The organism is Paenibacillus sp. 203 (assembly GCF_037027525.1).
Lineage (GTDB): Bacteria > Bacillota > Bacilli > Paenibacillales > Paenibacillaceae > Paenibacillus > Paenibacillus polymyxa_B.
The window spans coordinates 78,171-91,526 of record NZ_JAXCHD010000003.1 but is presented as its reverse complement, the minus strand read 5'-3'; the positions used below and the strand labels follow the sequence as shown (position 1 = coordinate 91,526).

The 13,356-nt window shown below is 48.0% G+C and carries 18 protein-coding genes; all 18 read right to left on the bottom strand.

The window, feature by feature from the left end:
* Positions 1 to 34: 34 nt before the first annotated feature.
* On the bottom strand, positions 35 to 958 hold the full coding sequence (locus WA407_RS06770; RefSeq protein ID WP_235309551.1) for a polyprenyl synthetase family protein: 924 nt from the start codon (positions 956 to 958) through the stop codon (positions 35 to 37).
* Complete coding sequence (xseB, locus tag WA407_RS06765; RefSeq protein WP_013310814.1) at positions 930 to 1,190, bottom strand: exodeoxyribonuclease VII small subunit; 261 nt, start codon at positions 1,188 to 1,190, stop codon at positions 930 to 932. The genes WA407_RS06770 and xseB overlap by 29 nt, the downstream gene beginning before the upstream one ends.
* The gene (gene xseA / locus WA407_RS06760) at positions 1,180 to 2,544 is read right to left on the bottom strand and encodes an exodeoxyribonuclease VII large subunit (RefSeq protein WP_254328382.1); all 1,365 of its coding nucleotides are present in this window, start codon (positions 2,542 to 2,544) and stop codon (positions 1,180 to 1,182) included. Before xseA ends, xseB begins: the two co-directional genes overlap by 11 nt.
* 12 nt (positions 2,545 to 2,556) lie before the next feature.
* A complete protein-coding gene (gene folD, locus WA407_RS06755) occupies positions 2,557 to 3,414 on the bottom strand; it encodes a bifunctional methylenetetrahydrofolate dehydrogenase/methenyltetrahydrofolate cyclohydrolase FolD (RefSeq protein WP_103048685.1) in 858 nt (285 codons plus the stop codon).
* 37 nt (positions 3,415 to 3,451) lie between these two features.
* Positions 3,452 to 3,901: a transcription antitermination factor NusB gene (gene nusB / locus WA407_RS06750; RefSeq protein WP_039270947.1), complete on the bottom strand. Its 450-nt coding sequence runs from the start codon at positions 3,899 to 3,901 to the stop codon at positions 3,452 to 3,454.
* A gap of 135 nt (positions 3,902 to 4,036) precedes the next feature.
* A complete protein-coding gene (locus WA407_RS06745; protein ID WP_023989248.1) occupies positions 4,037 to 4,270 on the bottom strand; it encodes a DUF2273 domain-containing protein in 234 nt (77 codons plus the stop codon).
* 15 nt (positions 4,271 to 4,285) lie between these two features.
* On the bottom strand, positions 4,286 to 4,825 hold the full coding sequence (gene amaP / locus WA407_RS06740; protein ID WP_013310819.1) for an alkaline shock response membrane anchor protein AmaP: 540 nt from the start codon (positions 4,823 to 4,825) through the stop codon (positions 4,286 to 4,288).
* A 73-nt stretch (positions 4,826 to 4,898) separates the two neighbouring features.
* Positions 4,899 to 5,312, bottom strand: coding sequence for an Asp23/Gls24 family envelope stress response protein (locus WA407_RS06735; protein ID WP_013310820.1), 414 nt, complete (start codon positions 5,310 to 5,312; stop codon positions 4,899 to 4,901).
* 125 nt (positions 5,313 to 5,437) lie between these two features.
* Positions 5,438 to 6,781: an acetyl-CoA carboxylase biotin carboxylase subunit gene (accC, locus tag WA407_RS06730; protein WP_039270945.1), complete on the bottom strand. Its 1,344-nt coding sequence runs from the start codon at positions 6,779 to 6,781 to the stop codon at positions 5,438 to 5,440.
* Positions 6,782 to 6,839: 58 nt separating this feature from the next.
* Positions 6,840 to 7,331 carry an acetyl-CoA carboxylase biotin carboxyl carrier protein gene (accB, locus tag WA407_RS06725; RefSeq protein WP_029517257.1) on the bottom strand — a complete coding sequence of 164 codons (492 nt, stop codon included), beginning with the start codon at positions 7,329 to 7,331 and terminating at the stop codon, positions 6,840 to 6,842.
* A 138-nt stretch (positions 7,332 to 7,469) separates the two neighbouring features.
* Entirely contained in the window at positions 7,470 to 8,294 is an 825-nt protein-coding gene (locus WA407_RS06720; protein WP_235309548.1) for a SpoIIIAH-like family protein, read from the bottom strand.
* A 61-nt stretch (positions 8,295 to 8,355) separates the two neighbouring features.
* Positions 8,356 to 8,997 carry a stage III sporulation protein AG gene (gene spoIIIAG, locus WA407_RS06715; RefSeq protein WP_029517255.1) on the bottom strand — a complete coding sequence of 214 codons (642 nt, stop codon included), beginning with the start codon at positions 8,995 to 8,997 and terminating at the stop codon, positions 8,356 to 8,358.
* Between the two features lie 16 nt (positions 8,998 to 9,013).
* Positions 9,014 to 9,784, bottom strand: a complete 771-nt coding sequence (gene spoIIIAF / locus WA407_RS06710) for a stage III sporulation protein AF (protein ID WP_235309547.1) — start codon at positions 9,782 to 9,784, stop codon at positions 9,014 to 9,016.
* 38 nt (positions 9,785 to 9,822) lie between these two features.
* Positions 9,823 to 11,013, bottom strand: coding sequence for a stage III sporulation protein AE (gene spoIIIAE / locus WA407_RS06705; protein ID WP_039270939.1), 1,191 nt, complete (start codon positions 11,011 to 11,013; stop codon positions 9,823 to 9,825).
* A 12-nt stretch (positions 11,014 to 11,025) separates the two neighbouring features.
* Positions 11,026 to 11,415, bottom strand: a complete 390-nt coding sequence (spoIIIAD, locus tag WA407_RS06700; protein WP_039270937.1) for a stage III sporulation protein AD — start codon at positions 11,413 to 11,415, stop codon at positions 11,026 to 11,028.
* An 8-nt stretch (positions 11,416 to 11,423) separates the two neighbouring features.
* A complete protein-coding gene (spoIIIAC, locus tag WA407_RS06695; protein ID WP_010345636.1) occupies positions 11,424 to 11,627 on the bottom strand; it encodes a stage III sporulation protein AC in 204 nt (67 codons plus the stop codon).
* Between the two features lie 12 nt (positions 11,628 to 11,639).
* On the bottom strand, positions 11,640 to 12,158 hold the full coding sequence (spoIIIAB, locus tag WA407_RS06690; protein WP_029517252.1) for a stage III sporulation protein SpoIIIAB: 519 nt from the start codon (positions 12,156 to 12,158) through the stop codon (positions 11,640 to 11,642).
* A complete protein-coding gene (gene spoIIIAA, locus WA407_RS06685; protein ID WP_254328379.1) occupies positions 12,151 to 13,146 on the bottom strand; it encodes a stage III sporulation protein AA in 996 nt (331 codons plus the stop codon). Before spoIIIAA ends, spoIIIAB begins: the two co-directional genes overlap by 8 nt.
* Between the last annotated feature and the right edge of the window lie 210 nt (positions 13,147 to 13,356).

The following is a 13,356-nucleotide window of genomic DNA, read 5'->3' as shown; positions in this document are numbered from 1 at the left end:
TAAACGCAGACAAGTCAAAACAGCTCTAACGCAACTAATGATCACGCTTCATCAGGTAATCCGCTATCTCCAGCAAACGAGAAGAATCGGGAATACCGCTCTCTGTTATCATTTTTTTAGCAGATGCGGTGAGTTCCTCCACCTGCCGCAAAGATGCGTCCATACCAATGAAATACGGATAGGTAACCTTCTCCTGCTCAACATCACTTTGCGTTTTCTTACCCATTTTGCTCTCATCGCCTATGAGGTCCAGTATATCGTCCTGTATCTGAAAAGCCAGCCCCAAGTCTCGTCCAAAGCGGCGAAGCGCCTCTAATTGAGTCTTGTCCGCCCCACCAATCCGTCCACCTGCCAAGAGCGAGAAAATAATCAAATCAGCAGTTTTATGAAGATGGATATATTCCAGTTCCTCGATCCCCGTCATTCCTTGCTCGCCTGACATATCGGCGACCTGTCCGCCTACCATGCCCCGCGCGCCACTCATTTCGGACAAATCCTCAACAATGGACAATAGCGAATCGGATGAAACACCGTGACGTCGTCCTGCTTGCACAATGCTGTAAAAGGCATGGGTCAACAAAGCATCACCCGCAAGGACGGCAACCGCCTCGCCGTATACCTTATGATTCGTCAGCTTACCTCGCCGATAATCATCATCATCCATGGCTGGCAAGTCGTCATGAATGAGAGAGTACGTATGTACCATTTCTACCGCACATGCCACTGGCAACGCAGCTTCCCTGCTTCCACCGAATGCTTCAGCAGCAGCGATCACAAGCAGAGGCCGCAGCCGTTTTCCGCCTGCGGTGAGTGAATAATTCATAGATTCTCGAAGAACATCGGGAATGTTCCAATCGGCCGGGAACTGCTCGGTCAGTGCAGACGAAACCGCATCCGCCGTTCCGGTCAAATATTCCTTGAACGACGGTCTATTCAAGCCCTTCACCGCCGTTTTCATCTAATCCGCCGCCAAAAGGCTTCTTGCGCAAATCTCCATCCTCTTCCACGATCATTTCAATTTTACGTTCAACCTGCTCCAGCTTTTGACTGCAAAGCTGAGACAGCTTCATCCCCCGCTGGAACAAATCAATGGCTTGCTCCAGAGGAACGTCTCCATGCTCCAGTTGTCCGACAATTTCTTCAAGAGCGGCCATAGCCGCTTCAAAATTCAATTCCGTTTCATTCGCCACCGTGCTTCGCGTCCTCCTTCATTCCCCATACTTGGCAGTCCAACTGCCCATCACTCACTTTAATCTTGATGGAATCTCCCGGCTGTACGTCTTTGAGCGACTTAATCAGCCGTTTCTCCTGCTCATCGTATACCAAGCTATAGCCTCGGGCCATGACTTTGAGTGGGCTCAGCGCATCCAGCTGACGAATTCCCGTGTGCAACTGCTGCCGTCCCGTTTTCGTAATAGCACGCATCGCAGACTCCAGCTGACGTTGCGCCATATCCGCCTGCTTGCGTGCCGAACGAATTTGTTCACGTGGATTAAACCGCTCTAGTACCTGACGCATACGTGCATTCTTTTCTGCGTTTAAGCGTGAACGGTTACCCACTGCGCGGATTAGCCGCTGATGCAGCATGTCCATTCGCTCTGCATGCTGTAGCATATAGCGGCGTGGGTGCAGCAGGACTGGTGAACGCTGAAGCCTCACCAAGCGTTCACGGCTGGTTTCCAGCCGCTGCCGGAGGGCGTTGCGCAGGCGTTGCTCACGCTGGAGCAGCTGATCCCGTAGCTCTGCCTGATTAGGCACAGCCAACTCAGCTGCTGCGGTTGGCGTTGCTGCACGCAAGTCAGCCACAAAATCGGCAATGGTAAAATCCGTTTCGTGTCCAACTGCCGAAATAACCGGAATGACCGATGCGTAAATGGCGCGCGCAACCGCTTCCTCATTAAACGCCCACAGTTCTTCCAACGAGCCACCTCCCCGTCCGACGATCATCACCTGAACCTCTTGCATACGATTCATAGCTTCAATTGCCTTGACAATCGAGGGTGCGGCACCTTTTCCTTGTACAAGCACAGGATACAACACAATTCCAGCATGCGGGTATCGCCGTTGAAGGGTCGTAATAATATCACGCACAGCCGCTCCGGTCGGTGACGTAATCACGCCAATGGTTGCCGGATGGGCAGGGAGATTACGCTTACGAGCAGTATCAAACAGTCCCTCTGCATCCAGCTTTTGCTTGAGCTGTTCGTAAGCCAAATAAAGGCTTCCTATACCATCAGGCTGCATTTGAGTCGCATAAAACTGATATTGTCCATCTCGTTCGTACACGGATACGTTTCCCCGGGCAATAACACGCGTACCTTCTTTCGGTACGAAGGGAAGCCGCTGATTATGGGTTGCAAACATAATCGAACGTATGCGGCTCCCCTCATCCTTGAGCGTAAAGTACATGTGACCACTCGAATGATGCGTAAAATTAGAAATTTCCCCGCGTATCCATACATCAGACAGCACCTGATCCGATTCCAGTTTCATCCGGATATAACGATTCAGGTCCTTTATAGAGTAAATACGTTGTTCAGCCATAGGCAGCTGCCCTTATGCCAAACCGTGCGACCGCTTGGCCGCTACAAGCGTATTTTGCATCAGCATCGTAATCGTCATCGGGCCTACTCCGCCGGGAACAGGCGTAATCGGACCAGACACTTGCTTCACGCTCTCAAAATCAACGTCTCCCGCCAGCTTTCCGTTCTCCAGACGGTTCATCCCCACATCTATCACAACCGCTCCGGGCTTCACGAACGAAGCATCAATAAAGTTGGCTTTGCCGATCGCAACGACTAAGATATCCGCTTGTCGACTTAGATCCCCGATATTCGCTGTACGGGAGTGGCACATCGTAACCGTAGCATTTTCACGTTGCAACAATAAAGACACTGGCTTGCCTACGATATTACTGCGACCAATAACTACCGCATGTTTACCAGCAATCTCCACTCCAGCACGCTTGATTAACTCAATGACTCCAGCAGGAGTACAAGGCAATAGACTATCGTCACCGATGACCAAATTCCCTACGTTCACCGGATGGAATCCATCCACATCCTTCTCCACTGCAATCGCGTCAATGACAGCTTTTTCATGAATATGCTTTGGCAACGGCAGTTGAACCAAAATCCCATGGATAGTACTTTGATGGTTCAGCTTGTCCACTAGTTCCAGTAATGCTTCCTGAGAAGTATCTGCTGCCAACCGGTGAACCTCTGAGTAATAGCCGAGATCATGGCACGCCTTTTCCTTGTTTTTAACATACACCTGCGAAGCGGGATCTTCGCCTACCAATACAACAGCCAGTCCCGGTTGAAAGCGGTGCTCTTTCAGACGAATGACCTCTTGCTGAATGCTTGCGCGAATATCCTGAGAGATTTGTTTACCATCAATGATCGGTGCTGACATGTTTAACCACTCTCCAACCTGATTCAGTAGTCTCTACTTAAAAACGTGCTTTCAATTGCTCCAGTTCTTGAATCACTCGTCCCAGTACACCATTAACAAATTTACCGGATTCCTCGGTACCAAAGTGCTTCGACAACTCAATCGCTTCATTAACAGCTACCTTGGCTGGAACATCCTCACGGAAAATCATCTCATATGCCGCAAGTCTCAAAATTTGACGATCTACACGTGAAAGTCTGCTGATCTGCCAGCCTTTAAGATAATCCACCAACAGCCCATCAATGGCTTCCTTGTGCTCCCACGTACCCCGCACATGCTCTAAAACATACGCTCTTAACACTGCCGCGTCTTTAACGACAACTTCCGCTTCGTTTTCCTCAGCGGCTTCCTGAAGCAACATGTCCACGGCTGCTGCCGCATCCACTTCATTCATTTCCATATGGTACATACTCTGTACCGCTAATTCCCTCGCCAGACGTCTTTTCATGCCCTGCCTCCTACGCTTGCCTATATCTATTTTTCATTCTAACCAATTTCCACAAAAAAACCTGTGAACGCATCCTCCAAAACGTTGGGCGCAAAGAAGCTACAGCTCTATTTTGGAGAACACGTATCACAGGGTTCATTTAAAAGGACGCCAACGCTGCGACAACCAATCGCCCCATTCCTTCCAAGGGAGAAATGAACCGAGCGCTGAATCGCTACGTCTTCCTAGCGTATATCCGATGAACACCATCAATGCAAAGAACAACATATTCCAAAAGCCTGCCCACAAATAAATAAAACCGAAAAAAATACCAGCCGTGATCCCCATGATCCGGCCCTTGTAACTTCCCCATATTTCTTTCCAGGGCATCAGGGAAAATCACCTCTATTCCACACGACTCTTAAAGCTGGGTGACTGAGAAACATTAGCGATGTACACCGACACATTGGACACAGGAATTCCTGTAATTTCTTCCACATGATCGTGTACCCCCTTTTGTACCTCGGAGGTTAACACCGGAATGGAGCTTTCCCCGTCTACAACCGCCCGAATCGTAATATCAAGTCCCGATTCCAACACGCGAACGCGTGCTTTCAAATCCTGCATCCCGCGAAATCGGGAAGCTGCTTTGAGGCACAGATTTTCAATGGTGTCCACTGAAATCTGAATGTCACCATATTCCGTTCGTTGATCAATAGAATGCTGTACGGTTTGGTTCCGTCGAATAGAGATATAAAAAAAACGAAGACTCAATAACAACAGAACCCCTGCAATAATCAGGCTGGTAAACCACACCACTCGCTCATCCTCAATACTTAAAACATACGGAATGGCCCCGCTCAGGAGGAGGATGGCGAGAATGGAAATAATTCCGATACTTAAGCTGTACAAGAACAGCAGAAGTCTGTCCATAACTTTAGCCACGAAACGCACAGCCTCCTTAAATTAGAGTAAACCCTCGACCCATAAGGGTCGGGGGTTTGTACAAAGTATCGCTCTATTTAACCCGTCCGGCGCCCAGCACTTCCGGCTCTTCTACTTTTTCGGCATTTTTGAATTGAACATCATGAATTTGCACGTTCACTTCAACAACGTTAAGACCTGTCATGTTCTCAATCGAACGCTTAACATTATGCTGAATAGCAGCAGCCACCTCAGGCAGACGGTTACCGTACTCAATAATGACGGAAACGTCTACAGCAGCTTCACGCTGTCCGACTTCCACTTTTACACCTTTAGATAAATTTTTGCGGCCTAGCAGTTCGGCAAACCCACCAGCAAATCCGCCACTCATTCCCGCTACGCCTGGTACCTCAACGGTAGCCAGTCCGGCAATGACTTCAATAACTTCTGGGGCAATTTGAATCTCCCCAATTTCTGTACGTTCGAATTCGGTTGGCACTGTGCTCATACCTTCAACACCTTTCGGTCAAAATAAGTTTCATTCCAGCTTTGGATTTCAAAGCAGACATGCTCACTTATTATCCATACTATATCATTTGGCGTTCATTATGACAAACTGAGGAAATATACCGATTAAACTTCGTTTTCCTCCAAAAATTTAATATCAAAATCGCCTCTAATAAAGGTCGGATGCTCTAGCAAGCGCTGATGAAAAGAAATCGTTGTGGGTATGCCCTCAATAGCAAACTCAGACAAAGCCCGCTTCATTTTGGCAATTGCATCTTGCCGTGTAGGTGCCCACACAATCAGCTTGGCGATCATAGAGTCATAATAAGGAGGAATGCTATAACCTGGATATGCTGCGCTGTCTACCCGTACTCCAGGACCGCCTGGAGGCAGATAAAATCCGATTTTACCCGGTGCAGGCATAAAATTGCGATCCGGGTCCTCAGCGTTAATACGGCATTCTATCGCCCAACCATTGATGGTGACTTCTTCCTGCGTAAAGGAAAGCGGATGTCCTTCAGCGACAGAAATCATTTCCTTAATCAGGTCTACACCGGTAATCATTTCTGTTACGGGATGTTCTACCTGAATACGTGTATTCATTTCCATGAAATAGAAATTATTGTCCGGGCCAAGCAAAAATTCGAGAGTACCTGCACCAGAGTATTGAACGGCCAAAGCTGCACGAACAGCTGCCTGACCCATTTCTTCACGAACATCCTGCGATATTACAGGACATGGTGCTTCCTCCAACAACTTCTGACGACGACGCTGCACAGAGCAGTCCCGTTCGCCCAAATGGGCAACATTACCATGCTTGTCCGCTATGATCTGTATTTCCACATGTTTCATACCGGTCAAATATTTTTCTAGGTACACACCCGCGTTGCCAAATGCTTTTTGCGCCTCCTGCTGAGCGGTAGTGATTTGCTGAATAAGGTTATCCTCATCTTCGGCGATACGAATACCTTTACCTCCGCCACCTGCTGTGGCCTTGATAATTACCGGATATCCGATATCACGTGCGATGCTGATCGCATCCTGCAAATCCTCAACCAGACCGTCTGAACCCGGAATAACCGGAACTCCGGCATCCTTCATGGTCTGCTTGGCTACGGCCTTATCTCCCATTTTGTTAATGGCTTCAGGAGAAGGACCAATAAACGTAATATTACACGATTCGCAAATTTCAGCGAAGTCTGCATTTTCCGCCAAAAATCCGTAACCTGGATGAATGGCATCACATTCAGTCAATGTAGCAACGCTCATCAGGTTCGTAAAATTAAGGTAGCTGTCCTTAGATAGCGTCGGTCCGATACAGTAAGCCTCATCTGCGAGACGCACATGTAACGAATCCTTGTCAGCTTCCGAATATACGGCAACTGTCGAAATATTCATCTCGCGGCAAGCGCGAATGATACGAACCGCAATTTCTCCACGATTTGCAATCAATACTTTTTGAAATGTCATGACTTTACCTCCCTGGGAGCAGTCTTGCCAAACCCTCAAAAGAGGGTTCAAACAAGCTTTACTCCGGTTTCACAAGGAACAATGGCTGGCCATACTCGACCAATTGTCCGTTTTCGGCCAAAATTTCCACAATTTCGCCCTTCACTTCAGCTTCCAGCTCATTCATCAGCTTCATCGCTTCAATGATACATACCGTTGTTTTTTCGCCCACTTTGCTGCCAATACTCACATACGGAGCCGTATCCGGGGATGAAGAACTATAGAAAGTGCCTACCATCGGAGATACGATTTTATGTAGATTGCTTGCATATTCCCTAGGTTCCCCAGCAGTTGTAGATCCAACATCGGACTGTACTTGTGGATTTGGAATAACAGCTTGTGGTGCCACTGCATAAGCAGGTGTTGCCACAGGAGCCTGTACCGTAACGATCTCGCTTTTGCCAGGTTTCCGGATCAACAGGCGAGTTCCTTCATTTTCAATTTCAAGCTCATGCACAGACGTTTCATCCACCAGCTTGATCAATTCCTTAATCTCGCTTAATTTAAACATCTCTATTAATCACTCCTTCAGCATTTTGCCGGTTGCTGATTACATTGTTGAAACAGCTTTATGTATTATATCACAATCATTAAAAATAGAAAGAGCCCGGAATAATGCAGAAATCCGGGCTTTTTCGCGTTTTTTGTCTTATTGTGTAACATACTGGACACTGATCTTATCCTGCGTTACGTTCAGTTCCTTCATGACTTTATCAACAATTGTTACCGCTTGCTTAGCATCCAATTTTTCACTCAGAACCACTACTTTGTATTTATCAGCATCTTCCTCACGGACGACCGCATTGGCGAACTGCTGCTGAAGCTCTTCTTCAATTCCAGTAATTTTAGCCTGCTTATCTTCAAGTACATGTAATTCTTTTTGAGCCTCTGCGGCTTTCTTGGGTGTGCTGTCGTTCATTGCGGTAGTCAGTTCATCATTTTTCTTCTGATTTTCCACGTCCCGTTCCAGCAAATAGTTGTCAATCACAGCTGCTGCTGTAGGTTGGGCAGCTTGATCGGTTGCCACTTGATCCAGTACTTGCTGGTCGGTTTTGGCTGTAGAGGCTGCTTTGTCGTCACTTTGTGCTGTCGTGTCCGTTTTAGTCGCAGTTGTGTTTTGATCGGATGTCGCTGGTTCAGTAGTAGGGGTAGCTGCCGTATCTTTATCGCCTTTTGAGTTTTCTGTTGCTGGGTCAGTTGTGGAAGCCGTATCCGATTTTGTGGAAGTTGCTGATGCTCCATCAGTTACTTCTCCATTCGTCACTACTTCATTTACCTTCAGTTCGTTCAATTGTTCCTCTGCCTTCGTCGTTGCTTCCTGTGCGGCATCCTGCTTAACCTTGCTCACTTGCTCACTATCGGCTACTGGTGGATTGGCAGGGCTTGAGTCCTCCGTAAACAAATAATACGCAGACAGCACGACCATTAAACTCAGCATGGACACCAGCCAAACGGTTTGTCTTTTATTATTCATGTTCCGTCCTCCATATTCATTAATGGTTTAAAATATAAACTTCTTTGTTCCTAAATCCCAATTATCCCTGCTTGCGCGGTACGACTGAAATTTTGTAGGAAGGTACATTTAGTCCCTTCTGTACAGCATCGACAATTAGCTGCTTCACTGTAGGGTTTTCTGCCCCCATAGCCACAACAAGCACTCCCCTCACCTGCGGTTTTACTTTTTTTGTCACAATCGGGGTGTGCTGGCCACCTGATGACTCATAGGTGACAATCTCGCCATCACGTGTATATTGAGTAGTGTGTCGTTGTCCGCCATTGGCGTCCGTCTCGTTGTTCTCTTCCTGCATGTCCTTTACATTGCGTTGAACGATAACTTCTTCGGTGGAATCTACCGTAACCATGACATCGACGGTTCCTACGCCAACAATCTGCTCCAGCATCTGTTTCATATTGTCCTCAAAAACCTTCTCGATCCCGGCAAAGGAACTTTCTTCACCTGTTGTTGTCTCTAACGTAGGCTCATTTTTCATCACCCCAGGCGGCTCACGGCCTACGTTTTCTGGATCAACCTTTTTCACATTAACGAATGAATTAAAAAGCATAATCGCTACACCGATAAGGCCAAGTATAAGCAGCCAACGAAATGAGTTGAATCTTTTCGCCCCATCCGCCCCTCCACCCAGCCATTGCTCCAGCTTTTTCAGCCATTTGCTCATTTCTGCTCACCTCCTGTTACCATTCATGTGTTCCATCCTGCGAAGAAACTACCTGAACATTTTTGCTGTCTATTCCCCATTTTTCACGTAGAAGTCCTGTAATTAAACCAAAAGCTTTCGTATCCGTTGGCTTTCCGTCCTCAGCAGTTTTATCAGGATTACGATCTTCTTCTCGCGTTCCTTCATTAAGTTCTGAATTTTTTGTATGTGTCGGTTCCACACGAATATTCACTGTCTTTTCGGCTACAGGCTCCACCATTATCGGCTTGGCATCTGCACCAGGCGAGACGTCTGTGTTGTTCTTTTCTTTTTCTGGCTGCTGCTCTGCCAATTTGACCACTACCGACTGGACACCCGTTCCTGCCTCCAGCTCCGATTCCTTCTGTTGAATCTTTGCAAGGGTAACCTGGACCGACTGAATTGCTAACCCAGTATATTGTTCCAACTGTCCTTTCATTTCCTTAGCTACCTCTTTGCCGGCCCATTGCATGGAGCTTTGTTCTTGCTGTTGCTTCAACTGGCTGCCTTTTGCTAAAATCTCCTCCAATGTCGGTTCCCTCTTGCCTGTCTCAGCCTGACGTTGAAGATCCAATGCTCGCCCTAGAACCTCGGAGGGGCTACTACTCAGTAAGCGCACGACCGGAGACAGCAACGTCAGCAAAATAAGTAGGCTGAGAACGAGTTTGACATACCTTTCCATAGATCGGCTCGGTAAGATCATATCGACAAAAGAAGCCAGCAACACGATTAGCACCAGTTCCTTAAGCCAGCCTCCCAGCCAGGTCACGTTACTCCCCTCCCCCTTGTTGGTTTACATGCATTGGTTCACCTCATCATGACCGTCATATTGCCTGCTGCGAGCATGACTGTAATCGCAAGGAAAGACATTAATCCCACTGCCGCCAGCGCCGCGAAAACATAAATCATGCTCTTGCCGATTGCATCCAGACATTCCACGATAGGCGTATCACCCAAAGGCTGCATGATCGCTGCTGTCACTTTATAAATGAGAGCCAGTGTCAGAATCTTGAGGGCGGGAAAGGCACACAGGAACAATATAATAATGACTCCTACCAGACCAATGGCATTTTTAACGAGCAGCGAAGCCGAAATGACTGTATCTGTCGCATCTGCCAACGCCTTGCCGACCACCGGAACAAAGCTACCCGTAATATATTTGGCTGTGCGGATCGTTAATCCGTCAGTAACTGACGAAGTCAAGCCTTGTACCGAAATGACTCCCAGAAATATGGTCAGCAGCACTCCCAGCACTGCTACTCCAGCGTTCCGCATCAGATCGGCTAGCTGGGTCAGTTTGTATTTGCCCGTCAGCGAGTTGACCAAGTACAGCACAGCCGAGAAGAACAGTAGCGGGAAAACCAGCGTATGAATGACTGTTCCGACTGTGTTGATCATAAATACAATCAGCGGGTGGGTCACCGAAACTGTTACGACGTTGCCCATCGAGGCTAACATGGTAAACAACAAGGGCAACATTGCCATCATGAAGTGAATCATGCTATCAATCGCTTCTTTGGCATAACCAATCGCTACACTAAAGCTATTAATCGCCAGAATGATAATGACCATGTATACGATAGCGTAGGCCACTTTGCTGACCTGTTTGCTTTCAAAAGCGCTTTGCAGCGTTTCCAGCACCATACTCATAATGCTGAGCATGACGATGGTGACGAGCAATTTGGCATTTACTCGGATTTCATGGATGAAAAAATCAGCTATAGCGCTTAATACACCCTTTATGCTGAATCCTTCACCGCCTGGAAGCAGCATGTCCATGAAGGAAGGCGTTTTCTGATCAGGAAAAAATCCGCCGTATTCCTGCATGAGCCCGTCCCAATAATGTTCTACTTCATCTTTGGGCATTTGCTCCGCCTGCTGTCTGATCCATTCGTTAGTCGGTGTATCTGCAAAGAGGACCGCAGCTGAGGCACACCAAAGACATAGCAACAACATCGCAATTACTTTGAGATTCGGCATGCCCCCTAGCCTTTTCATGGCATCACCCCCTCAGGCGGGCATCAGCTTCAGAATGGTATCAATAATAATGCTGATAATCGGGATTGCGAGCACCATAATGAGTACCTTTCCGGTAAGCTCAATTTTGGAAGCAATCCCGTCTTGTCCTGCATCCCTAACGATTTGCGCTCCAAATTCAGCAATATAAGCGATACCGATTATTTTCAATACGGTTTTAAAATAGATCATATCCATGCCCGAAGACCGAGCCAGTCGCTCCAGTACAGAAACCACAGATCCGATCTTGCCAATCAGCAGCAAAAAAATGACGATTCCCGCAGCTGTTGCAATCAAAAAGGCAAACATCGGCTTCTGTTCCTTAATGACTAAAATGAGGACTGTGGCAATGAGGGCGAAGCCCACCACCTGAATGATTTCCATGTGTCCACCTACTGAAAAAGAAAGATAGATTTGATCTCTTGCAGAAGGTTATCCAGCATTCGCACCACCATGAACAGGACCACGACGAAACCGATGACCGTTACCCAGTGGGCCATGTCTTCTTTGCCCATTTGCTTTAATACGGTATGAATCATAGCGATAATAATGCCAATTCCGGCAATCTGGAAAATCGCATTCACTTCTAAATTCATTCGAGCACCCCGCTAATAGATCAAAATGACGATCAATGCTCCGATCAGCAGTCCCAGGCTCCTGCTCATACGCTCGTACCTCACCTGATCTGCCTGCGCCTGCGCTTCCTCATGGGATAACTGCTGGATGGTCAGCGCAATGTGCTTGATCTGGTCTTCACGGTCGCTGGTTCCAAGACTGTAAGCAAGCTGCCGCATCGCTTCCTTCTCGGCTTGCTTCATAGAGGAACGGCTCCACGAGTCTTCAATGGCTTTATGCAAGCTTTCTCTGGCAGTCAGGCCAAAAGAGGGGTGCATCCAGCGTGAGGCTTGCTGAAACAGAGTGCGCAGCGGCTCTCGCAAGGGCTCTCCTGTCTTGGCGAAAGCATCTGGTAGCGGAGACACCCCGTAGGAAACCTCGGTGGTCAGTCTTTGCAGTGCAAGAATCAACTCCCTGATTTGCCGCGGCCTCATCGCAAACTGCCTTGCCCGCTGCCAGCCTGCCAGCGTAGCGGCCAGTATAACCAAGGCGGCACCAAGCAACTTAAGCATAGAAGATGCCCCCATTTTGCCCTTCTCCAGGCAGTGTAATCCTGCGTTGTTTGGCATCTGCCAACCGGAATGAGACGCCCCGGCTCGTCCGCTCCAGCATGACGTAGAGTTGAAACAGCTCTTGCCCTGTAGTTAATCCAGCAAAAGCAGGCCGGGTCGCCATTTCAGCCACATCGCGACCATGTGCGGAAGCAATGACTGCAATGCCTGCATGAAGCGCTTCGCGCACCGCCTCCGCATCTTCCGGTCGTCCGATTTCATCAACAATGAGGACATCCGGTGACATCGAGCGGATCATCATCATCATGCCTTCTGCTTTCGGACATCCGTCCAATACATCGGTGCGAGGTCCGACATCAAAACCGGGGATACCTTTGTGACTGCCAGCGATCTCAGAGCGTTCGTCTATAATGCCTACCTTGAGTCCATTCCGTCGCCCCCCATTGCTTTCCATCCCTCCGTAACTGAGTTGCCGAGCCAAGTCCCTAAGCAGTGTCGTTTTGCCATGCTGAGGAGGGGACAAAATGAGGGTGTGCCGGATTTTCCCGGACATTCGATCTGCTACATAAGGCAATATCCGATCAGCTATGCCGGGAATTGCACGAGCAATTCTTACATTAAAGCTGCTTATATCCCTCAAATGTTCCACTCGTCCTCGGTTGAGCACGGTTCTCCCTGCCAAGCCAATACGATGACCGCCAGGGATCGTAATAAACCCTTTACGAAGCTCCTCTTCCATGGTATACAGGGAATGATTGCTGATAAAATCCAGCAGTCGGTGGGCATCCTCACGGTCAGGCTTATAAGCTTCCACATGGTTCAAAGTCAGCCGACCCGCAGACGTTACAAAATGATGATCACCATTTGCATTAATTTCCAACGGCCTTCCTTCCCTGACCCGTATTTCTTCCAGTTGCTTAAATACCGTTTCCGGAAGCCTTCCGAGTATACCGTGCAACGGTTCGGGAAATAACTCCAGCCATTCCATACCGATGCCGCCCCCTCACAGTTGTCCTTTTTCTTTAAGACAAGTCTATGGTTGACTCTCGCTTTTTATGCCGAAAATATATTGAAAACCTAGGCAAACTTTTGCTAACTCCTATCAACGCTCAACAGACCTTTCCCCCGCTTGTTAAAGCACCATTCTCTAATTCGCACAAATAAAAAAGGGCCTCTCAAAGCCTTGTCGGCTAAGGGA

Bases quoted from the DNA above. Each gene is read 5' to 3' on its own strand.
- WA407_RS06735 (WP_013310820.1), bottom strand. From the start codon at position 5,312: ATGAGCACAGTGCCAACCGAATTCGAACGTACAGAAATTGGGGAGATT.
- spoIIIAE (WP_039270939.1), bottom strand. From the start codon at position 11,013: ATGAAAAGGCTAGGGGGCATGCCGAATCTCAAAGTAATTGCGATGTTG.
- WA407_RS06745 (WP_023989248.1), bottom strand. From the start codon at position 4,270: ATGCCCTGGAAAGAAATATGGGGAAGTTACAAGGGCCGGATCATGGGG.
- spoIIIAC (WP_010345636.1), bottom strand. From the start codon at position 11,627: ATGAATTTAGAAGTGAATGCGATTTTCCAGATTGCCGGAATTGGCATT.
- spoIIIAD (WP_039270937.1), bottom strand. From the start codon at position 11,415: ATGGAAATCATTCAGGTGGTGGGCTTCGCCCTCATTGCCACAGTCCTC.
- spoIIIAB (WP_029517252.1), bottom strand. From the start codon at position 12,158: ATGCTTAAGTTGCTTGGTGCCGCCTTGGTTATACTGGCCGCTACGCTG.
- accC (WP_039270945.1), bottom strand. From the start codon at position 6,781: ATGACATTTCAAAAAGTATTGATTGCAAATCGTGGAGAAATTGCGGTT.
- nusB (WP_039270947.1), bottom strand. From the start codon at position 3,901: ATGAAAAGACGTCTGGCGAGGGAATTAGCGGTACAGAGTATGTACCAT.
- spoIIIAG (WP_029517255.1), bottom strand. From the start codon at position 8,997: ATGAGCAAATGGCTGAAAAAGCTGGAGCAATGGCTGGGTGGAGGGGCG.
- WA407_RS06770 (WP_235309551.1), bottom strand. From the start codon at position 958: ATGAAAACGGCGGTGAAGGGCTTGAATAGACCGTCGTTCAAGGAATAT.
- xseA (WP_254328382.1), bottom strand. From the start codon at position 2,544: ATGGCTGAACAACGTATTTACTCTATAAAGGACCTGAATCGTTATATC.
- folD (WP_103048685.1), bottom strand. From the start codon at position 3,414: ATGTCAGCACCGATCATTGATGGTAAACAAATCTCTCAGGATATTCGC.
- accB (WP_029517257.1), bottom strand. From the start codon at position 7,331: ATGTTTAAATTAAGCGAGATTAAGGAATTGATCAAGCTGGTGGATGAA.
- WA407_RS06720 (WP_235309548.1), bottom strand. From the start codon at position 8,294: ATGAATAATAAAAGACAAACCGTTTGGCTGGTGTCCATGCTGAGTTTA.
- spoIIIAA (WP_254328379.1), bottom strand. From the start codon at position 13,146: ATGGAATGGCTGGAGTTATTTCCCGAACCGTTGCACGGTATACTCGGA.